The following is a 20,735-nucleotide window of genomic DNA, read 5'->3' on the forward strand; positions in this document are numbered from 1 at the left end:
GTGAAGGCTGATCTGCCTCTCACAGGCTGCGTAAAACTGGGCCGTTGAATAAGCTACTTCTCTTCGTTAGCACCCAGTTGCTTATGGGGGATCACGAGCCGCCTTCAACAGCGGCTCCCGGTGCTTTAAATCAAAACTCCAACGAAGCGCCGTCTTCCGGTATGTCTACGCGACTCTCAATACCCTGCTTTTTGACGTATGTGCGCAATTCTGCGCGGGTCAGGGACATATGGTTGACTGCGTCCATGTGCACGGCGACGATTTTCGCGTTTTTCGCGGCCTGTGTAGCGCGCAGGACATCCTCCTCACCCATGATGATCGCCCCCTTATACCCCGTCATTTTTGCTTTCCCAGCATTAAGGACGATGACCTCGGGGTGATATTTGTCGATGGTCTGGTCGACCTCTTTACGCCAGATAGTGTCACCGGCCAGGTAGAGGGTCTTGTAGCCTGGCGCTTGAAAAGCGACGCCCATAGCTTCGCCCAGAGGTTTCGCGAGGGCTGGCACGGCGAACATTTCGTCGGTGCCATGCTGACCACCAGTCTTGGTGATTTTGACGCCGCCGAATTCAGCCTCGTCAGTCAATACGCGTACACTCTTGAAACCTTGGGAGCGAATCAGCCGCGCATCTTCTTCATGCTGAGTGAACAAAGGGATGTCTTTAGGCAGCGCTTTTTGTGCGGCATCGTCCCAGTGGTCAAGATGTGTATGAGTGACGATTACTGCGTCGACACCAGAGATCACTTCAGTGGGCGACTCGGTCAGATCAACCAGAGGATTGCGGAGGTTGCTTCGGTAGGTATTTTCAAATCCTGGGTAAGTTCCCTTCTTGGCCAGCATCGGGTCGATCAGGAAGGTCGTACCGCCGTAGGAGATTTTCACCGTTGCGTTACGAACTTGCTGCAAGTCCACTTTATGGGATGCGTCCGGTGCCTTGGGGGCGTTTGAGGCAGCAAATGCTGGTGTAGTGGCCGCAGCGCAAGCAATGCTGAGGGCAAGGGGAAGAGTTATAAAGTTCACGAAATTAATCCAATTGATATATCGAGGACACCATTCTTGCCGAATGCTTTGAAGCCTAACAGTGGCCTGAATGACATATTGCGATATAATCGGGCCACACGACCAGTGTCGTCCGGAAATCCGAGAAGGGGTTGATGTACTCCTTCCATCCATCTGCAATACATCACCGTAGAAGGTCGCTCATAATACCTTTGTGCGTTCGATAGCAAGTTCATGGCCAATCCGAGGCTGCCTGATGCAATCCATACGTGTTGCTGTTCTAGCTTTTGACGGCGTCAGTCTGTTCCATCTTTCTGTGCCCGGAGTGGTTCTGGGGGCGGCTCAATCCGCACCTGGTGAAACTCAATACGAGGTCAGCTACTGCGCGGAGACGCCTGGAATGGTGAATAGCGACCAAGGCATCGGCTTAGAGGTAACTCATGGCTTGGAACTGATGGAGGCATCCGACGTAATTGTCATTCCGGCGTGGGGCGACCAATCGGTCGCTGCATCTGCACAGCTTGTGAAAGTCTTACAGCTCGCTAATGCCCAAGAAAAGCTGATCGTCGGGTTATGTCTGGGAGCATTCGTGCTCGGAGATGCCGGGTTACTTGATGGGAAGGAAGCAACCACTCACTGGGCAGTCCGAGAGGAGTTTGCGCGACGTTTCCCTGAGGTTCGCTTCAGGCCGGAGGTGCTCTATGTTAGTGATGGGAATATCATGACCTCTGCGGGAACCGTGGCGGCAATCGATTGTTGCCTGCATCTGATACGCCAGCGCCTCGGTGCTGATGTGGCGAATCGCACCGCGAAGATGCTGGTGACGCCGCCGCATAGGCAAGGAGGCCAGGCTCAATACGTAGAACATCCTGTGCCGCAACTATCTAGCGAGACTCATTTATCTGATGTGCTTGCGTGGGCCCGGATGAACCTGGCCAGTGATCTGTCGCTCGACATCCTGGCGGACATGGCGAAAATGAGTAGGCGCACGTTTACGCGAAAATTTAGGGAGGCCACTGGCAATACCGTCTCAAAATGGTTGAACGCTGAGCGCGTTGTCAGAGCACAAGAACTTCTGGAGACGACTGACTTGCCTATTGAATGTGTTGCCGGTGAGGCAGGGTTTGGAACACCTTTATCGTTGAGGCAACAATTCGGCGTTCATCTTGGCACGTCGCCTTCTGAATATCGGCGAACGTTTTTTCGCGAAATGAAACCGGGCCGGAAGGCGAGCAGCAGTGACCATCCTGCCAAGCCGCCTACTAGCTCCAAGGCTTAATGTTCGACGAGACAGCTGAAAGCCTAAATTCCGATGAAGAAATGTCAGTGTTTGTTTTGATGATTTTGCAAAATCATCCATAACCTTTCCCAAACGACTTGCGGGAGTATTAATGTGGAACCCTCTAGAAATGCGGTAACCGTCCGGCCAAGTCAGTCAGCTTCTTCTATCGCACTGTTATCTGCCAGCGAAGAGCTTTGACGCGATCCCGTATTTACAGTCTCGTGCGCTGCTGGTGATGTCGGAGCGTCAGTCGGGTGGTCATCGACTGCCACGCTCACCGTTCCGCTGAAAGTCTCGGGGCGGTCTTCGTTCCCCCAGATTAACGCTGGTTGAAGGCGCAGAAAGGTAGAGCTCTGCTGCCAGTTTCCCTGGGCGACTAATGCAGTCCAGATGGCTTTGCCTTCTAGTGTGGACTCGACCAGCCCATGCGATTGCAGTTCGTCGAACACCGCGATGTTGGATGAGGGAATGCCCTCAATCGATTGCGACAGCAGATAGGCTCGCAGCTTGTCCGTGACCGTCTTGCTGACCAGCCAGAGTGCATCTTGAGTCAACCAAGCCGCGGCGCCCGGCTGATTGAGTTTCAGTTCGTGCTGGACCAGGTGCCGCAGTCCACTGATCATATGATGTTGCAGTGAATGAATAGGGGCCTGCAGTGCCTTGCTAGGGTTGCCGCCGATGTTCTGCGCGGTGGAGACGCGGTCAGCCTGAATCACCAACTCACCGAGCACGCCGGCACGTTCGTACTGACCGGCCAGGACATACAGCAGGCTGGCCCACAGTGACGGAAAGCCACTGAGCCAATCGAGGATCGGGCGGTCGAGAATCTGGGTGTAGAGCAAACCTGCAGCGGCACCGTGCAGGTGATAGTCGCGACCTTTGACATAGCGAAAACGGTAGGGCTGATCCAGGGAACCCTGCCAAGGATGCCAAAGGCGGCCATCTTGGCGCTCGACCAGCAGGTCCACGGCGATCTTGCCGATGTCATGCAGCAACGCACCATAGGCGATGCCGGCGGACCAGGCATCGGTCTGGGCGGCCTGGCCTTCGGGGGCGGCGCCAGTAGGAAGCAGATACGACTGACGCAGTTTCAAACTGCAAGCGACCAGTTCCAGTCCATGGTCGAGCATGCCGCCGAGATAAGCATGGTGGTGCGTCTCGCTGGCCGGGAGTTGCTGGACTTGTTCGGCGTAGCGATGGATCGGATTTAAGTAGAGCTGGGTGAATTGCGCGTGGGAGAGGGCGGTGTACTGCCAGATGCGATCGAGCAACTGGCGGCGGTGCTCTGCTGCTAACAAATTGTGGGCCGACTCGATGGGCAGGTAACCTTCGGCGACGCTCACGGTCGGCGGCGGAGGGGGCTTCTGCCTTTTGTGGCGAAACAGATTGAGCATCGTGACCTCCGGGAAGTGACTGGGTCATTGGCCTTTTAGCCTTTTCGGATAGCGCTCTTACCTTTGAATCCCCATTCCCTTCCAACCCTTACCCGTCCTTTTGGCTCGTGTCCCTTTGTGCGGCAATCGGGATATTGATACTGCTAGACATCGTTTTGTTAGGGGGCTGGTACGAAAAAGAAAAGAGTCGGTACACTGCAGTGCATATTTTTTGGGTCTTGCCATGAACCTCACCGACGCCACGCTCGTGCTGCTACTCGCGGCACGCATCCATGGGACCGACGAAGCCGTCAGGGCCTCGGCGAAGAGCGTGGTGAAGAAGTTACCGCGCAGTAAACGCGATCTGATCTACAAGGTCATCGACAGTCGAAGTCCGCTCGAGTTGGTGGATTTTCTGGCGCAGAATTTGGATACGTAACGGCACGCTGCGGGTGTGTGCATATCTCATATTCTTAGCGTCAGCGTCCCGCGGCATGGGGATTTTTCTGAGCGCAGAAAAAAGGGCCCAACTCGCGTTGGGCCCTATGAAGCGTTTCCAGCGGTGAGGTAACGATCAAGCTTCATCGTTCATGCATAGTGAGTCATCCAAGACCGCTTGCTTCAATTGCTGCTCCAGGTTGAGTACATACTCCGAGGCGCTTCGGGCCTGGCCACTGGCACGAAAGATCGCGCGTTTGTCAGCTTTGAGCAGGCCGAGCCAGGAGTCGATGTAGCCCTCGTGCCGCAGCTCCCCCTGTATACCGGCGTAGGCACATAAAAAAGCAGCGCCCATCTCTGCGATCAACTCCTCAAACGCCTAGCCTGGCGAGCCGAACGGACAGGCAGAGGTCACGCCTTCGCGATGCAACCGAGCGTGATGCCCGGTCCAGTGCGTCAGCTCATGAAGTGCAGTGGCGTAGTACCCGCCTTCATCGTGAAATTGTGCTTTTGTCGGCAATTGGATGAGATCCCTGATCGGGTGGTAAAAGGCTTCGTCGGCAGGCCGATGAACGATGCGTGCACCTGAACTTAACAGCAGATTTTCCGCGGCGCTGTTGGGCTGGAAGGGATCACTCTGTTCCGTCTCGAGCAAGGTGTCATTGAGCATTTCGAGCCCCTCCGTTTGCTCGATGTTGAACAGAAAATGCGTCCTGAGAATGCCGAAGTGAGCGACCTTGGGTTGACCGCTTTCATCGAGTACGGGTTGGCCTGACTCTGCTTGTTCCTCGCGCTCCATCGGCTTGTAGAGCACCGCCAGAGTGCTGTGCTCACCCTTACGAATGTGTCCGCCAGCTCTTTTGGCTTGATTGAAAGTCAGCCAACGATCTTGAGTGAACCCCTGCAACCTGGCCTCGGCCCAGAGCAGCGGTAAATTGATGCCCGAATAAGGACGTCGCGTGATGGCGTTGACGGGGTAGGGTTGCTGACCGATGTGAGCGGAGCCACTTGAGGACCAGGGTTTCATCTTCAAGGGCGGCTCGGGTTACACCGACGGCACGGTTGGCGTCGGTGTGGATGTCTACGCGGGCCTGGGGCTCAAGCTCGACTCGTCGCCTTCGCGCAGTGGTACCGGATTGCTGCCTGGCGCATACGACCGCGCTGGTGGTCCACGCAATGCCGACCCGCGTTCGGTCGACAATTTTTCCGAGGCCACCGCCGCGCTCAAACTGAAGTATTCCAAGAGTGAACTGAAGGTGGGTGGCCTGTTTCCGAAAATCCCGCTGGTCACCTCCGGGGATTCACGACTGCTGCCGCAATTCTTTGAAGGCGCGATGCTCGACATTCGCGAGTTTGATAATCTTGATATCAGCCTGGGCCAGATGCGCCGCGTCAATCAGCGCGAATTCGCGGGCAGTCGTGAGATTCAGGTGGGCAATTACTACAGCGTGTTCAGCGACCGCTTCAATTACCTGGGCGGTACCTGGCGCATCAACCCGCAATGGACTGCAGGCGCGTGGGGTGGACGTCTGGAAGATGTCTATCAGCAAAACCTGTACACCGTGACCCATACGCAAAAGGCAGGAGAGTGGAACCTGTCGGGTACGCTCAATTACCTCAACACCGGTGAGTCCGGCGCTGAACAGGCTGGCAAACTCGACAGCCGCATGACGTCCGGGATGCTCAGCGCCAACCTGCGTGCGCAGACTTTCCGCATCGGCTACCAGTACAACGCCGGTGACAGTGCACTGCCGTTTATTCACGACACCGACCTGCCGGGAGTGGCTAACGCGGTTCAGGTTCTACGTTTCGACCGTGCCCAGGAGCGCTCGTGGCTAGCGCGCTATGACCTGGATTTTGCCCCGCTCGGCGTGCCCGGCTTGACGGCTTTTGCTCGTTACGTGAAAGGCGACAATTTCAAGGTTGCGGGTCAGGACGCCAGCGAATGGGAGCGCAACCTGGATATCACCTATGTGATTCACCTTGCACTGCGCTGGCGCAATGTCCAGTTGCAAGGGGATGCAACCGGGCGCCGGGATGAAAATCGGGTGATTCTGGCCTATACCTTGCCACTGTTTTAGTCGCCGCAATTGATCACGTTGCCGCACGGCTTGCAGTGCGGCAGCTTTGTTTTATGGAGGTGCATGCATCATGACTCAAACCTGCCAACTCGATGCTGCCATGCAAGCCTATGTCGAGGCCAGCCAACGCTTCTGCCCAGCAGATGGCAGCCTGGCCGCTCGGCGCGAAGCGTTCTTGCGTGCCTGTCGAGCGTGTACGCCGCCTGTGCCTGACGACTGGCGGATCGATGATCTCCAATGGCAGGGATTGCGCTTGCGATGCTACCGACCCGACGACATCCCCCCCCGTGGGAGGCTGGCCAACGCTGCTTTACATCCACGGCGGCGGCTGGGATTTGGGTAGCCTTGATACCCACGACTGGTTTGCATACGCCTTGGGCCAGCGGTTGAGGGTGGCCATCGTCGCGGTCGATTATCGGCTTGCGCCTGAGCATGGCTATCCAGCTCCATTGGAGGATTGCCTGGACGTTTGGCATGGACTGCGGCAGGGACTCCTCGATCCTGATCTCAGTACCGAACGCTTGATGGTCATCGGTGACAGTGCCGGAGGTACGCTGGCGGCGGGTTTGTGTCTGGCCTTGCGACGAGATGGGCATCCTCAGCCGTTGGCCCAGGTACTGATCTATCCGGTTTTGACGGTTGCACAGCAACTTCCATCCATGCAAGAACATGCCAATGCACCGATGATGACAGTGACCGGTCTGGCGAAGTCTCTGGAGGGGTTCCTGCCGAATGCGCAAGACCGACTGGACCCATGCGCCATGCCTTTGGAAGCGAAAGACTTTCGTGGGCTCGCGCCGACGTTCGTTGCCGTGGCGCAAATTGATCCACTGCGAGATCACGGAGTGTCCTATCACGATGTGTTGGCTGCTGATGGCGTGGACACACACTTGCACATCGCGCGAGGCATGGTGCACTCAGGGTTGAGGGCTTTCGGAGCGCCAGCAGTGGAAGCCGCTTGGGACTCCATCGCAATGCTTGTGGAGAAAAAACTGTAGCGTCAGCGCTGCCAACGATGGATTACAAGCCTGCTCTGATCAACTCGCGGCCCTGGTTTGATGTGCTGGGTCCATGGGTGGGAGCCAGCGTCAGGGCCACTGTCGATTATCTGTAGATCTTTAACTCAGTTGCGAATTACAGGGTTTGACTGCCGCTACTTTTAACGGCTGCAGCGACTGCCGCTGAAAGTGAGGTGGTGGTCCTGCCGATCAGCTTCGATAGCTGGTGGCTGTCATCGAAGAGTGCACCCTCGGATGCGCTGACATCGTACCCAGCGACGGCGTGCGCCAGTGGTTCTGGCAGGCCAAAACCTGTTAGTGCATTGGCGTAGTCCGCCTCAGGCAAATTCTTGTACGGAATGTCTTTGCCGATTTGTCGTGAGACTTCTGCAGCAAGCTCAGAAAGTGTCCACGCGGTGTCGCCAGCCAATTCGTAAGTTTTGTTCTCATGACCTTCACTGGTGAGCACTACTGCAGCGGCTTGTGCGTAGTCTTCGCGCGTCGCTGCAGCAATCTTGCCAGCCCCTGCGCTGCCAATAAAAGCGCCGCCAGCAAGCGCTCCTGGGATAAAGCCAGTGTGATTCTCGGCGTACCATCCGTGACGCATGAGGGTGAACTCAAGGCCCGAGCCTCTGAGCTCTGCTTCCGTTTGGCGGTGCTCTCCGGCAAGGCTTAATGATGAGGTGTCTGCATGAAGAAGACTGGTGTAAACGATGCGCTTCACGCCTGCCTGCTTCGCGGCATTGATGACGTTTCGATGCTGCTCCACGCGCTTGCCGATTTCGCTTGATGAAATCAAAAGCAGCGTGTCAACTCCCGTGAGGGCTGTAACAAGGGTCTCAGGCTTAGAGTAATCTGCGGTTCGAGCGGCTACGCCTAGCTCGCTTGCCTTGGTCGGGTTGCGAACGAGGGCGACGATATCGGACGCGGGTACTTTCTGTTTGAGTTTCTCAACAACGAATCGGCCGAGTTGGCCAGTCGCACCGGTGATGGCAATCATGAAGAAGCTCCTTGTACAAAAAATGTGTGCGCAGGCAGAATATTGGCCTGGCAATCTTTTTGTAAGTACGCACCTGAAGGTAAGTATGTATGTCTGATTCTGTTCTTTATGAAGTTATTGAACGGCCCACGACCGTGGCTAACCAATTACGCGAGGGGCAGCTGTTTGACGCAGGCTGCCCTTTAAGGATAATCCTTCAACATGTGACTAGCCGTTGGGGAGTATTGGTACTGGTAGCGTTAATTGCAGGCACGCACCGCTTTAGCGATTTGCGTAGAAAGATTGGAGGTGTAAGCGAAAAGATGCTTGCACAAACACTTCAATTCTTGGAGCACGATGGATTTGTTATACGTAAATCATACCCGGTAGTACCGCCTCATGTGGAGTATAGTCTTACCCCTATGGGGCTTGAGGTGGCACGCCATGTGGAAGTCCTCGCAGATTGGATTGAAGCGAATCTACAAAAAATCATGAATGAACGTCGCTCGCGCCAAGATTAATAGGCACCTTTCTTAAAGCATTTAATCATAAGATAAATTTGTTTTTTTTTGCTTGTGAAAAAAATGATCCTCGCTTCTTAATATGCTCGAGCGGATAATAACTATTAATGATTTACTGTGTGCATCCTTAGCCGAGTCTGCAATCGAAACTAAAGCATAATATTTTTGACATTATCATCTCGGATTAACGAGTGCACTCTAAGGCGCATGCACACTAGCGGGGTTGGACTTGAAAACTCTGCTGAGGATGAAGGCATAGCGTTCCGTCCGGATAAAAAACGTCGTGTGGTCACAGCAGCGGCCGTAGGCAAAATAAGAGGTGCGCTCCATTACCAACATCGACCCCGGAGGGCAGTTTGCCGCTGGGTTCGAAATCGCCGCGCTGGATCTCTTCCAGCAATCGATGGGCAATCTGCTCGTAGAGCGAGGTGGTGCTGTCGCGAAGAATAGACGTGGGCACTGTCAGTCCATGAGCACATAGGTTGGGTTAAAAAGCGTGCCCGTTAGTCTTTTGGTAACAGCTCACCAATCATCTGCAAACAATGATTCAACCCCGGTGATACATCGCCCACGCGTCGGCTGAGGATGATTGGCGAGGTGGCGTTGTCTTCCAGCACCGGGGTGAAGCCAATGTCGTCGCGGTGCAGCAACTGCACTGAGGCCGGCACCAACGTCACCCCGATTCCCGCACCCACCAGACCGATCGCTGTTTGCAGCTCATTGGTCCATTGCGCCACGTTGATGTGCACGCCATAGGATTCGAATAACGCGATCACGTGGTCGGCGTAGCTGGGCCGCGGGTTGCCGGGGGCTGCAGTCGTCTGCCCAGCCTGAGGAGCAGCAACGCCCCGAACGGGTTCGCGCGCTCGAGGACTGATGCCTTCGATCAGCCGAACCGGGCCACGAGATAACCGACCGTTTATCTCGTGGACTTCTACGTCACGATCAGTACCCTAGAATGGCGGCGCCACCGATAACAACAATGAGAGTGATCCGATGATGCAAGCGCAATTGTTGAGTCATCGCAGCAGAGTCTTCGACCGCGCGGACCCCTATGCGGTGTCAGGTTACGTCAATCAGCACGTCGGCAATCATCGCCTCCAGATGCCTAGGGCCGGCCGACCGCTGGCCAGCCTCGATCATCGCAAGTTCGCCAGTCTCGACCTATGCCGCATCAGTTACGGCGCCAGCGTGCGGGTTCTATCCCATGCGCTGGACAGCATCTATCACTTGCAAGTGCTGCTGCGCGGCAACTGCCTGTGGCGTGGCCATGGTCAGGAACATTACTTTGCGCCTGGCGAGCTACTGCTAATCAACCCCGATGATCCGGTGGATCTGACCTATTCCAGTGATTGCGAAAAATTTATCCTGAAAGTCCCATCGCGGTTGCTGGAGTCGGTGTGCGAAGAGCAGCGCTGGCGGTATCCGGGGCAGGGCGTACGGTTTCTGGAGAACCGTTATCAGCTCAATGAACTGGAAGGTTTCGTCGGTCTGCTGGCGATGATTTGCCAGGAGGCGGAAGCCACCGAGCAGATTCCCCGGGTGCAGGAGCACTATGCGCAAATCATTGCCAGCAAGATGCTTGGCCTGATGAAGACCAACGTCATCCGCACCGATCCCGGCTCACCTTCGGCTACGTTCGAGGCGCTGGTCGATTACATCGCGTGCAACCTCAAGCAGGACATCGACAGTGAAGAACTGGCGCGCCAGGCGCGGATGAGCCTGCGTTCGCTGTATGGGTTGTTCGAACGCAACGCGGGGGACACGCCGAAAAATTACATTCGGCAGAAAAAGCTCGAGCGCATCCACGCCAACCTGAGCGACCCGACCTGCAACGTGCGCAACGTCACGGAAGTGGCCATGGATTACGGCTTTCTGCACTTGGGCCGGTTCTCCGACAGCTACCGCAAACAGTTCGGCGAGTTGCCATCGGACACCCTCAAACGCCGTCACTGACCTCGCAAACGCCGCCCACCATTATTTGATCGCTCCCACGCAGAGCGTGGGAACGATCAGGCATCAGCACTAACGGATTGCACAAAACGGATACAGGTCTGCACCCCGCGGATAGTCTGCCCCATCCCCTCGTCCTAGCATGGCCCTGCCTGAATAAAAACAATGGAGGCGGCCATGACCCTGCGACCCGAATACCTTCACTCCCTGCTTGAAGAAGACCCTGAGCAGGGCATCTATCGCTGCAAGCGCGAGATGTTCACCGATCCACGGTTGTTCGATCTGGAGATGCAGCACATCTTCGAAGGCAACTGGCTGTACCTCGCGCACGAAAGCCAGATCCCCAATATCAACGACTTCTACACCACCACCATGGGGCGCCAGTCGATCTTCATCGCGCGCAATAAAGACGGTGAGTTGAACGCCTTTATCAACGCATGCAGCCACCGTGGCGCGATGCTCTGCCGGCACAAGACCGGCAACAAGAGTTCCTACACCTGCCCCTTCCATGGCTGGACCTTCAACAACTCCGGCAAGCTGCTCAAGGTCAAGGACCCGGCGGCGGCCGGCTACCCGGCGAGCTTCAATTGCGAAGGCTCCCACGACCTGACCAAAGTCGCGCGTTTCGAATCCTATCGCGGCTTCCTGTTCGGCAGTCTCAAGGCCGATGTCGTGCCATTGGTAGAGCACCTGGGCGAGTCGGCGAAGATCATCGACATGATCGTCGATCAGTCCGCCGATGGCCTGGAAGTGTTGCGCGGTTCCTCCAGCTACATCTACGAAGGCAACTGGAAACTCACCGCCGAAAACGGTGCCGACGGTTACCACGTCAGTTCCGTGCACTGGAACTACGCGGCGACCCAAAATCAGCGCAAACAGCGCGAAGCCGGCGATTGCAATCCGACCATGAGCGCCGGCAGCTGGGCCAAGCAGGGCGGTGGTTTCTATTCCTTCGACAAGGGCCACATGCTGCTCTGGACCCGTTGGTCCAACCCCGAGGACCGTCCGCTGTACGAGCGTCGCGACGAGTTGGCTCGCGACTTCGGCCAGGCCCGCGCCAACTGGATGATCGAGAACTCGCGCAACCTGTGCCTGTACCCGAACGTGTACCTGATGGACCAGTTCAGCTCGCAGATTCGCATCGCCCGGCCGATCTCGGTCAACCGTACCGAAATCACCATTTACTGCATCGCCCCCAGAGGTGAAAGCGACCACGCCCGTTCGAGCCGGATTCGTCAGTACGAGGACTTCTTCAACGTCAGCGGCATGGCGACCCCGGACGATCTGGAAGAGTTTCGCTCCTGCCAGACGGGTTACCAGGGCAGCATCACCGCCTGGAACGACATGTCCCGTGGTGCCGAGCACTGGGTGGAAGGCGCCGATGATGCGGCCAGAGAGATCGACCTGCATCCGCTGCTCAGCGGCATGCGCACCGAAGACGAAGGCCTGTTCGTGCTGCAACACAAATATTGGCAGCAGACCATGCTCAAGGGCTTGGCCGCCGAGCAGTCCGAACTGATTCCTGTGGAGGCCGTGCAATGACCATCACCTATGACGCCGTGTGCGAATTTCTCTACCGCGAAGCGCGCTACCTTGATGACCGGCAATGGGACGAGTGGCTGGAGTTGTACGCCCCTGACGCGACGTTCTGGATGCCGTCCTGGGACGACAACGATGAGCTGACCGAAGACCCACAACGGGAAATCTCGTTGATCTGGTATGGCAATCGCACCGGTCTGGAAGACCGCGTCTTCCGCATCAAGACCGAACGCTCCAGTGCGAGCATTCCGGACACCCGCACCTCGCACAACCTCAGCAATATCGAGCTGATCGAACAGGCCGATGGACTGTGCAAGGTGCGTTTCAACTGGCACACCCTGAGCTTTCGCTACAAGACCGTCGACAGCTATTTCGGCAACAGTTTCTACACCCTCGATGTGCGTGGTGAAAGCCCACTAATCAAGGCTAAGAAAGTGATTCTGAAGAACGACTACGTTCGCCAGGTCATTGATGTTTACCACCTCTGAGGCGGCCGTCATGACTCATTCCATTGCGTTCAATTTCGAAGACGGCGTCACCCGATTCATCGACGCGAATGCTGGAGAGACCGTGGCCGACGCCGCGTATCGCCAGGGCATCAATATTCCACTGGACTGCCGCGACGGCGCTTGCGGAACCTGCAAGTGCTTCGCCGAGGCTGGCCGCTACGACTTGGGCGAGGAGTACATCGAAGACGCCCTCAGCCTGGAAGAAGCCGCGCAAGGTTTCGTCCTGACCTGCCAGATGCGCGCCCAGAGCGATTGCGTGATTCGCGTGCCGACCTCCTCGCAGGTTTGCCGTACCCGTCAGGCCAGCTATGACGCCACCATCAGCGCCGTGCGCCAGCTGTCCGACAGCACCATCGCGTTGTCGATCAAGGGGGATGCATTGAGCAAATTGGCGTTCCTGCCAGGGCAATACGTGAACCTCGGGATTCCTGGCAGCGAGCAGACTCGCGCTTATTCGTTCAGCTCGTTGCAGCGTGACGGTGAAGTCAGTTTCCTTATTCGCAACGTGCCCGGCGGCCTCATGAGCAGCTTCCTCACCGAAGTGGCCAAGGCCGGCGACAACATGAGCCTGGCCGGACCGCTGGGCAGCTTCTATCTGCGTGATATCCGTCGGCCGTTGTTGTTGCTAGCCGGCGGTACGGGCCTGGCGCCGTTCACGGCGATGTTGGAGAGAGTCGCCGAGCAAGGCAGTGCGCATCCGCTGCATCTGATCTACGGCGTGACCCACGATCGTGACCTGGTGGAGATGGATCGCCTCGAAGCTTTCGCGGCGCGGATTCCCAACTTCAGTTTTAGTGCCTGCGTGGCCAGCCCAGACAGCCGACACCCGCTTAAGGGCTATGTGACCCAGCACATTGAGCCAAGACATCTGCACGATGGTAACGTCGACGTCTACCTTTGCGGGCCACCGCCGATGGTCGAAGCGGTCAGCCAGTTCATTCGCGAACAAGGTGTCGCGCCGGCGAATTTCTATTACGAGAAGTTTGCCGCCAGCGCCGCTTAGTCGTGCGCTAGAACTGCGCGATACAGATTGCTTGTAGGAGTAGCCGGTCGAGGCCCGAACGCTCGCGAAGAACGCTCGTACGCCGTATCCGTTCAGAATGCCCACGTCACCGTTGACGGCCATCGCGGGCCCGCTCCTACAAAACGCTCCGTCATGAGGTACACATGGATAGATTTCGAGACAAAGTCGCACTGATCACTGGTGCCGCCCAAGGCATCGGACGGCGTGTCGCCGAGCGAATGGCTGGGGAGGGCGCGCGGTTGATCCTGGTCGATCGCTCTGAGCTAATCTACGACGTGCGACAGCAGCTAGCGCAGAACAGCGAAGTGCTCGCACTCACTGCAGATCTTGAGCAGTACGACGAATGCAACCGGGTAATGCACACCGCCATTGAGCGTTTCGGGCGTCTGGACATTCTCATCAATAATGTCGGTGGGACGATCTGGGCCAAACCTTTCGAGCACTACGACCCTCAGCAGATCGAGGCTGAAGTCCGACGGTCATTGTTCCCGACGTTATGGTGCTGCCACGCTGCGTTGCCATTCATGCTCGCGCAGGGCAACGGGGCCATTGTCAACGTGTCGTCGATCGCTACCCGCAGCATTAATCGCGTGCCTTACGGTGCGGCAAAGGGTGGCGTGAATGCGCTGACGGCGTGCCTGGCGTTCGAAACCGCGGGACGGGGCGTGAGAGTCAATGCGACGGCGCCTGGTGGAACTGAGGCGCCACCCCGGTTGATTCCGCGTAACAGCGCCGAACAAAGCACCGAGGAGAAACACTGGTACCAGCAGATCGTCGATCAGACAATCGACAGCAGTCTGATGAAGCGCTATGGGACATTGGACGAGCAGGCGGGCGCGATACTGTTTCTGGCGAGCGATGAAGCGTCCTACATCACAGGTCTGACCATGCCGGTAGGAGGAGGTGATCAAGGATGAGAAACCATACTAGCGATACTGATAAGCGCCGTCGCTGACTCTTTTAGGTGCTCTTTGCTCTGCGGCCGCGTGAGGTAGGCTTCACCGGCACGCTTTTCCCATGCCATCGTTTTCAAGCTCCCGCAGTGCGCCGTGCGCATATCATGTCTTCGATATGAATCAAATCTTGCGTTTGCAGGTCAGGCGCGCCTGGATGGTGTCGCCGATGCCCACAGGGTTGATAAAGCGCAGGGTGTCCAGGCCGTAGTTGGCCAGAGCCGGGCCCGGTTCGTCGGCGGCCCGGCACGGGAATTCATCGCCGATGCCGGATGATCGTCAGCGAAATACCGGAATCGTCCCTGAAGCCGTGCTCCGATCCCCGGCTTCCTTGAGCTTGCGGCCTAGTTCGGCGATGCGACGCTCTCCGGCTTCCAACGCCTGCGCGGAGGTATGCACCGAGTAGTAACCCATGTGCAGTGGATAGGGATGCGGCACGGCCGATCCAAGGACGAATACGGCGTCGTCCTCGCTGGATGCTTCGAGCTCAATGGGTGTTTCGCCCGGCTCGAACACCACCATTTCTCCTGCCTCGACAGGGTCACCGCCACCTGCATCGAGCCTGCCCTTAGCGAGTGCCAACCAGCCCACGGAATGGCCAGCCGGCGGCTGGTACGTCCAGCGCTCGCCGGCACGCAGTGTAACGAGCAAATAATTGATGCCTTCGGGCGCAGGCACGGGGCTTTGCACGCCTTCGTGGTTGCCGACAATGATGTGTGCCGGGCCGGCTTGGCGCATGTGTTGGGCTTCGATATAGCGGCTTTCCTGTTCGCCGTTTTCCAGTTCGGAGGGCAGGGCCAGCCAGAGTTGGAAGCCCTGGAGGCGTGGCACGTCGGCGGCGGACAGTTCCTTGCCATGCCACATGCCACCGCCGGCACGTGCCCATTCCACGGCACCGTAGCCGAGCGTGCCAGACGTGCCATTGGCCGGGTCTTCGTAATGGACGGCGCCTTCGACTGGCACCGTCACGGTCGCAATGCCTGAATGCGGGTGCAGCGGCATGTCGGCCATCGCCTGGATGGTGCTCTTGTCCGCATCGAACAGGTCGAGGAACACGAAGGGCTTCGCGAACTGGCCAAGGTCGGAAGGACTCATCAACCGAATGATCGGTCCGTGCCCATGGCCTCGCGTGCGATGCGTGATGGGCCGCGCTACAAGTGCGCGCTTGTAGCCGAGAACTGCGCTCATTTTTCTTACTCCTCTTTCAGCCCCGACCCAACCGATTCAACATCGGCACACTGGTCCGGTGCTGCCACGCGATCGTTGCCGTGATGAGCAGTAGCACGATGGCAGGAACGGGGCTGCCACCAATGACAAACAGGTGAACCAGGATGGCAGCTGACATGGTGGCAGCCAATAGCAGGCCCGCCAAGCCTGCCATGGCTGGTACCAGCAAACCAATCGCGCCGATGATCTCAATCAGCCCCGTAACGATCCGGAACCATTGACCGATACCAATGTGCTCGAATATTTCTACCATCATCGGCACTCCAGCGAGCTTGGCACCGCCGGCAGCCAAGAAAACCAGAGCGGCGAGAATCCGCAGGCCCCAGGAAACAAATTTGCTTGTTCGGCTCTGCGCGGTCGGTGAAATTGAAGTTGTCGTGTTCATGGCATATTTCTCTTGAGTAAGGGATATCAGGCTGCGAGTTGCTCAACCTGTGCTATGGCAGTCGCAACGGCCGCCTTTCGGGTCTCATCACCCAATGCCAAGCCTTCAGCACGAACGAAGGTGACGTCATTTATTCCGACGAAACCAAAAATGCCGCGCAGGTAGGTTTCCTGATGATCAAGGGAGGCGGCAGGTGCGCCCTCGCTGAAAAGCCCGCCGCGTGTCGACGCTACGATGACCCGCTTGCCGCCAGCGAGCCCTTCAACACCAGTGGCGGAGTAACGGAAGGTCTTGCCAGCTACCGCAATGCGATCAAGCCAAGCCTTGAGCTGGGTCGGCAGCGAGAAGTTGTACATGGGAGCACCAATGACGACGATTTCGGCGGCGAGGAAATCGGTCAGGAACTGCTCGTTGCGCGCGACTTGCTGCTTGGTGGCTTCGTCTTGAGGTTCTACGCCCTGGAAGGCCAAGAACTCGGCTGCGGACAAATGCCCGATGGGGTCGGCTGCAAGATCGGTGCGAACGACCTGGATGCCAGGCTTGCCTTCAGTCAGTCGCTCGACGATGGTGGCCGTGAGCTGTCGGCTGACCGATTGATGATCCAAAATGCTGGCGTCGATATGCAAAAGCGTCATGGCTAATTCCCGTGGTATACAATTGTGATTCGAGCTAACAATGAACCACCACGCCTATCACGCACAATACGGCACATAAAGAGAACCCAGTATCATGGATGTAACCGTACCGCCGCACGATTTGCAAAAGTCCGACTGCCAGAAGATCAGTCGGGTACTGGCTCGTGTCGGCGAAAAGTGGAGTGTCCTGATCATCATGTTTCTGGAAGGCGGCCCTCGCCGGTTTACAGAATTAAAGCGCTCTATCAATGGCATATCTCAACGCATGTTGACGCTTTGTCTGCGAGGCTTGGAACGAGATGGAATCATAAAGCGAACGGTCATTGCAGTCATGCCGCCACATGTCGAATACGAATTGACGCTGCTTGGACGCTCTCTGACAGAACCTGTTATCGCATTGGGAGCATGGGCAAATAATCATATTTCCGACATCGACGCAGCCAGAGAGGCATTCGATAAGCAAGAAGGCGGTGACGAAAACGTGTTGGGTGGAATCTCGTCCCGAAGCAAATAGCCAGTCCTGAGCCGTAGGTTGCCCAAGCGTGGCGAAGAGAACGCCCCGACCTCAATCACGACGGATTGGCAACTTTGCGTATTCGCAGTCTCTCCATGCTCATCGACCGACATATTTCGCAAGTGGCACAACGTATTTTTGATCCTGAAGACCGACGTAGCCAAACCATCCAGCTGAGTGACGAGGGGATGCGGTTGTTTGATATTGCGATTACCCGACTAGCCGAGACGAGCCTTGAATGTCTGGAACAATTGACCCAGGTGCCGGGTGAACTTGATCAGCTCGGCCACCTGCTGCATGCAGTTGAAGCGGGATGGTTGCAGGCGACGCCCGCAGACAGCAATCCACTGGCACGTTCCGAAAAGCCGGTACTCTAAGGCCCAGTAAAAGCAGGAGTAAAGAAGAAGATACTCGTTGGGGGGAGGGGACAAGATTGAACATCGCGGTGCGCTCACGACGGTCAGGTACACCGCGATTTTTTTCGCGGATGTACCCGATCGTGTCACCTGCTCAGCGCGGGTCGATTGGTGTTAGTCGACCTGCCCGTGCTTCGATGATCTCCGCGGCGTCAAACAGGTCTCCCTCGCGATAGCGCCGGCCGAGTAATTGCACTCCGCAGGGTAGCCTGCTCTCGATACCAACTGGAACTGACATTGCCGGGAAGCCCAGGTTGGCGATCCCCATCATGGACCAGTTGGCTTTTACCGCTCGTCGCATGCCTTCAAGACTTTCGATGTCCAGATTCTGCGGAAAGGGCTGTTCGGCAGATACTGGAAGCAGTATGACCGGATAGGACTCCAGAACTGCTTGCAGTTGGGCTATCAAGCTGCCGCGCCGTGCATAGCCGTGCATGTAGTCTCTTAAAGTGGGCAGAGTGCCCCACCAATCGGCTGCTACTTCAAGGGTGAACTTCATAGCCGTCAGCGCTCCTTGATCTCCTGCTTGCTCCATGAGCGGGAGCATTTCACGAAACTCCTCTATCGCAAGTAGATACCAGAGACGATAGGCTTCCTCTAGGAAGGGTAACTCTATTTCTTCGACGATGTAGCCCGCGTCTGACAGATAAGTTGCAGCACGATCTAGAGCTTCCAATACCTCCTTTGAGGTAGTTGTCGCAGCGGATGTGCGCAGAATTCCGACTCGCATCGGGCGTTCGGCGTTTTTCGTGTTGCCGGGCATGGGCAGCGACAACAGATCCCTTGAGTCGAAGCCACTCATAGCCGAAAGAGCTAGTCGCAGATCCCCGACGTTCCGAGCAATAGGCCCGTCTGTTGCCATGACTTGCACGCAAAGAGGTTGATCTAGGTTTTTAGGGCCATACCAGCGAGGAACTAATCCAACCGTCGGTCTGATTCCTGTCACTCCACAGCAGTATGCGGGGTACCGGATCGACCCGCCGATGTCATTACCGATTGCAAGCGGCATCATGCCTGCTGCAATGGCTGCCGCGGCACCACCACTCGAACCGCCAGGTGTGTGGTCCTTGCTCCATGGATTGAGGGTCACTCCGTGTAGGTTGTTGCTGGAGAACCAGCGTAGCGAGAACGCGGGTAGATTGCTTCGTGCAGTCAGTATGGCCCCGGATTGCCGCAACTTGGCAATCGATGGTGAGTCCTCGGTAGCGATATTGCCGGCGAATAGAGTTACCCCATTGGTAGTTGCGCGGCCAGTTTGGTCGATGTTGACCTTGGTCGATAGCGGAACTCCATGTAGAGGCCCGAGCAGTTTTCCAGAGGCGACGGCGCGGTCGGCCTCATCTGCCGAGGCTAATGCTTCTTCGTGATTGACCTCGGTGAAGGCGTTAATGATGGGGTTTATCGCATCGATACGGTCAAGGCAGCTTTGTACAACTTCACGAGAGGATAGTTGTCGAGTTCTGATCGCTTTGGCCAGATCCACCGCACTCCAGGTCCAGGGTTCGTTTGAGGTATGTGGGGTATTGTTCTGCTCAAATGCTGATGTGATTGGCTCGGTTTTCATCTGTTTCTCCCTTTTGTATTTGATCTAAGAGCGCTCGCGCGCGCGACTAAAGGCTTTATGTTCAGTCGTCGCTTTTATCCCGACTGACTACATCCCTATGCAGCTGCCAGGCTCCGTCGATACGTTTCCAGGTGACCAGATAGCGTCCAGCCACAGCAGTGATGCGTTGACCTTGTGGGGATTGAGCAAAGAGTTGATAGGCGCCTATTTCGGTTGCTGCTTGCTCATCTCCATCGACTTCCAATGTTGTGAATTTCCCAGCGACGATGCCTTTCCTGAAAATGTCTTCGAAGAAGCTGGCGATCTCGGTTCTGCCTTTGAGCGTTGGTGCGCCGTCGGGAAGAAAACGAGCGTCATCGGTATAAAGCTCAGCCACGATTTGGCCGTTCTGGCTGGCAATGGCGTCAGCCAGTTTTATCTCTGCGAGTTGTATTTGGTCCTTTAGGGACATGAGTGGCTCCATCTATTTCAGCGGATGTTAGTAAGAGATCCAATCAGCATTGCTGAAGGATTCATGCTCTATTGAGGCGCAACATGAAATGCTGGCCGCGTGTGTGGGTATGAGGTGCTCAATCCCGAGTTACTGTCGTTACCTATTGGGGCGGTGTGGATGAAAAGATGGTGGGGCAGGTTCCACCCAAGGATCAGAGGAGTTAATGGAGGGAACGGATCGGCGTTGATGGTCTGTGCGTCTGCAGAAGTTTGTACGTCCTCCTCTAAACAGATCTTGAGTAAAGGTAGTACTCCACCAGAACCATGGCTGGCTCGAAATACGGTAGTGCCGATTATCCGCGGGTAAAATATGGCGATGAGCAGTAGGTTCTGGCTGAAGGCGTTATCTGAGGGCGCTCCTCGATAGCCTTTCAGCTCATTGGCGGTGTGATTGCATGTGCGAATTCCCAACGTCACATCTGGAGTGGGCGAAGGACTGATGCCTGCACCGGTATCGAAAACCCCAGGCATTGTGGTCGGGCTACCATATTCGGTAGCGTCTGCCGCCGGAGACCTGCCGAGCAAGCCAAGGGGCAGTGTATCGTTGGTCTCGGTATGCATGGCGCCCCCCCCTGATCGAATCGACGATATGGGGCATCTTATGGGGTGATAAAGTTTGAACCTATCCGTTTTCAGCACAGTTTCAGCGGTGTGATGCTTGTCTGCGTAATAGCATTCGAATTGACTTGCTCACACCGTATCGACGACCGGCAGAGAGCGGCCAAATACGGAAGTGACCTTGCCCCTGAAAAACGTATCCCTTGCCAGGTGTCTCAATAGCCGCAAGGATACGACATGACTAAGTCCAAGACAGACCGCGTTAAATACACCCTCGAGTTCAAGCTTGAGGCC

At 56.5% G+C, this 20,735-nt stretch carries 19 protein-coding genes and 4 pseudogenes; 12 read left to right on the forward strand and 11 right to left on the reverse strand.

The window, feature by feature from the left end; genetic code table 11:
- Window positions 1-130: 130 nt before the first annotated feature.
- Window positions 131-1,021 carry an MBL fold metallo-hydrolase gene (locus ACP7E4_RS27730; protein WP_426119123.1) on the reverse strand — a complete coding sequence of 297 codons (891 nt, stop codon included), beginning with the start codon at window positions 1,019-1,021 and terminating at the stop codon, window positions 131-133.
- Between the two features lie 235 nt (window positions 1,022-1,256).
- Between ACP7E4_RS27730 and ACP7E4_RS27735 the strand changes: the two genes are divergently transcribed.
- A complete protein-coding gene (locus tag ACP7E4_RS27735) occupies window positions 1,257-2,279 on the forward strand; it encodes a GlxA family transcriptional regulator (protein WP_426119122.1) in 1,023 nt (340 codons plus the stop codon).
- A 155-nt stretch (window positions 2,280-2,434) separates the two neighbouring features.
- Here the strand turns inward: ACP7E4_RS27735 and mobH are convergent.
- A pseudogene (gene mobH, locus ACP7E4_RS27740) lies at window positions 2,435-3,676 on the reverse strand (MobH family relaxase); the annotation flags it as partial.
- Window positions 3,677-3,899: 223 nt separating this feature from the next.
- On the opposite strand from mobH, the gene ACP7E4_RS27745 reads away from it, so the two are divergent.
- Window positions 3,900-4,094, forward strand: coding sequence for a hypothetical protein (locus ACP7E4_RS27745; RefSeq protein ID WP_020300924.1), 195 nt, complete (start codon window positions 3,900-3,902; stop codon window positions 4,092-4,094).
- Between the two features lie 135 nt (window positions 4,095-4,229).
- On the opposite strand, the pseudogene ACP7E4_RS27750 reads toward ACP7E4_RS27745, so the two are convergent.
- Window positions 4,230-5,120: pseudogene (locus ACP7E4_RS27750) on the reverse strand (ArdC family protein); the annotation flags it as partial.
- A 46-nt stretch (window positions 5,121-5,166) separates the two neighbouring features.
- On the opposite strand from ACP7E4_RS27750, the gene ACP7E4_RS27755 reads away from it, so the two are divergent.
- Window positions 5,167-6,174 carry an OprD family outer membrane porin gene (locus ACP7E4_RS27755; protein WP_426119120.1) on the forward strand — a complete coding sequence of 336 codons (1,008 nt, stop codon included), beginning with the start codon at window positions 5,167-5,169 and terminating at the stop codon, window positions 6,172-6,174.
- A 227-nt stretch (window positions 6,175-6,401) separates the two neighbouring features.
- Window positions 6,402-7,172: an alpha/beta hydrolase gene (locus ACP7E4_RS27760; protein WP_426119118.1), complete on the forward strand. Its 771-nt coding sequence runs from the start codon at window positions 6,402-6,404 to the stop codon at window positions 7,170-7,172.
- Window positions 7,173-7,308: 136 nt separating this feature from the next.
- Here ACP7E4_RS27760 and ACP7E4_RS27765 read toward each other — a convergent pair whose 3' ends face one another.
- On the reverse strand, window positions 7,309-8,172 hold the full coding sequence (locus tag ACP7E4_RS27765; protein ID WP_426119117.1) for an SDR family oxidoreductase: 864 nt from the start codon (window positions 8,170-8,172) through the stop codon (window positions 7,309-7,311).
- An 89-nt stretch (window positions 8,173-8,261) separates the two neighbouring features.
- Between ACP7E4_RS27765 and ACP7E4_RS27770 the strand changes: the two genes are divergently transcribed.
- Window positions 8,262-8,672 carry a winged helix-turn-helix transcriptional regulator gene (locus ACP7E4_RS27770; RefSeq protein ID WP_426119115.1) on the forward strand — a complete coding sequence of 137 codons (411 nt, stop codon included), beginning with the start codon at window positions 8,262-8,264 and terminating at the stop codon, window positions 8,670-8,672.
- Window positions 8,673-9,003: 331 nt separating this feature from the next.
- On the opposite strand, the pseudogene ACP7E4_RS27775 reads toward ACP7E4_RS27770, so the two are convergent.
- Window positions 9,004-9,132, reverse strand: a pseudogene (locus ACP7E4_RS27775) (GntR family transcriptional regulator); the annotation flags it as partial.
- 43 nt (window positions 9,133-9,175) lie between these two features.
- Window positions 9,176-9,481 (reverse strand): annotated as a pseudogene (locus ACP7E4_RS27780) (LysR substrate-binding domain-containing protein); the annotation flags it as partial.
- Window positions 9,482-9,668: 187 nt separating this feature from the next.
- Between ACP7E4_RS27780 and ACP7E4_RS27785 the strand changes: the two are divergent.
- The 5 genes from ACP7E4_RS27785 (at window position 9,669) to ACP7E4_RS27805 (ending at window position 14,614) form a co-directional block, all read left to right on the forward strand.
- Window positions 9,669-10,628, forward strand: a complete 960-nt coding sequence (locus tag ACP7E4_RS27785) for an AraC family transcriptional regulator (RefSeq protein WP_426119113.1) — start codon at window positions 9,669-9,671, stop codon at window positions 10,626-10,628.
- 174 nt (window positions 10,629-10,802) lie between these two features.
- Complete coding sequence (gene benA, locus ACP7E4_RS27790; RefSeq protein WP_426119112.1) at window positions 10,803-12,167, forward strand: benzoate 1,2-dioxygenase large subunit; 1,365 nt, start codon at window positions 10,803-10,805, stop codon at window positions 12,165-12,167.
- Window positions 12,164-12,652 carry a benzoate 1,2-dioxygenase small subunit gene (gene benB, locus ACP7E4_RS27795; RefSeq protein WP_426119110.1) on the forward strand — a complete coding sequence of 163 codons (489 nt, stop codon included), beginning with the start codon at window positions 12,164-12,166 and terminating at the stop codon, window positions 12,650-12,652. The genes benA and benB overlap by 4 nt, the downstream gene beginning before the upstream one ends.
- Before the next feature lie 10 nt (window positions 12,653-12,662).
- On the forward strand, window positions 12,663-13,676 hold the full coding sequence (benC, locus tag ACP7E4_RS27800) for a benzoate 1,2-dioxygenase electron transfer component BenC (RefSeq protein WP_426119109.1): 1,014 nt from the start codon (window positions 12,663-12,665) through the stop codon (window positions 13,674-13,676).
- Window positions 13,677-13,840: 164 nt separating this feature from the next.
- Complete coding sequence (locus ACP7E4_RS27805) at window positions 13,841-14,614, forward strand: 1,6-dihydroxycyclohexa-2,4-diene-1-carboxylate dehydrogenase (RefSeq protein ID WP_426119107.1); 774 nt, start codon at window positions 13,841-13,843, stop codon at window positions 14,612-14,614.
- Between the two features lie 315 nt (window positions 14,615-14,929).
- Here the strand turns inward: ACP7E4_RS27805 and ACP7E4_RS27810 are convergent, their stop codons facing one another.
- Genes ACP7E4_RS27810 through ACP7E4_RS27820 form a run of 3 tightly spaced genes read right to left on the reverse strand, consistent with a single transcriptional unit; the run spans window position 14,930 to window position 16,897 of the window.
- Entirely contained in the window at window positions 14,930-15,838 is a 909-nt protein-coding gene (locus tag ACP7E4_RS27810) for a pirin family protein (RefSeq protein ID WP_426119105.1), read from the reverse strand.
- 16 nt (window positions 15,839-15,854) lie between these two features.
- Window positions 15,855-16,262 (reverse strand): DoxX family protein, encoded by a 408-nt coding sequence (locus ACP7E4_RS27815; protein ID WP_426119103.1) that lies wholly within the window; start codon window positions 16,260-16,262, stop codon window positions 15,855-15,857.
- A 26-nt stretch (window positions 16,263-16,288) separates the two neighbouring features.
- Complete coding sequence (locus ACP7E4_RS27820) at window positions 16,289-16,897, reverse strand: FMN-dependent NADH-azoreductase (RefSeq protein ID WP_426119101.1); 609 nt, start codon at window positions 16,895-16,897, stop codon at window positions 16,289-16,291.
- Between the two features lie 94 nt (window positions 16,898-16,991).
- Here ACP7E4_RS27820 and ACP7E4_RS27825 point away from each other — a divergent pair, with 94 nt between their 5' ends.
- Window positions 16,992-17,411: a winged helix-turn-helix transcriptional regulator gene (locus tag ACP7E4_RS27825; RefSeq protein ID WP_426119100.1), complete on the forward strand. Its 420-nt coding sequence runs from the start codon at window positions 16,992-16,994 to the stop codon at window positions 17,409-17,411.
- A 74-nt stretch (window positions 17,412-17,485) separates the two neighbouring features.
- Window positions 17,486-17,788: a hypothetical protein gene (locus ACP7E4_RS27830; protein ID WP_426119098.1), complete on the forward strand. Its 303-nt coding sequence runs from the start codon at window positions 17,486-17,488 to the stop codon at window positions 17,786-17,788.
- Window positions 17,789-17,921: 133 nt separating this feature from the next.
- Here the strand turns inward: ACP7E4_RS27830 and ACP7E4_RS27835 are convergent, their stop codons facing one another.
- Complete coding sequence (locus tag ACP7E4_RS27835) at window positions 17,922-19,391, reverse strand: amidase (RefSeq protein ID WP_426119097.1); 1,470 nt, start codon at window positions 19,389-19,391, stop codon at window positions 17,922-17,924.
- 61 nt (window positions 19,392-19,452) lie between these two features.
- Window positions 19,453-19,842: a YybH family protein gene (locus ACP7E4_RS27840; RefSeq protein ID WP_426119095.1), complete on the reverse strand. Its 390-nt coding sequence runs from the start codon at window positions 19,840-19,842 to the stop codon at window positions 19,453-19,455.
- Window positions 19,843-20,735: the final 893 nt, after the last annotated feature.

Origin of the sequence: Pseudomonas sp. DSP3-2-3 (genome assembly GCF_049898225.1) — a bacterium.
Classification (GTDB): domain Bacteria; phylum Pseudomonadota; class Gammaproteobacteria; order Pseudomonadales; family Pseudomonadaceae; genus Aquipseudomonas.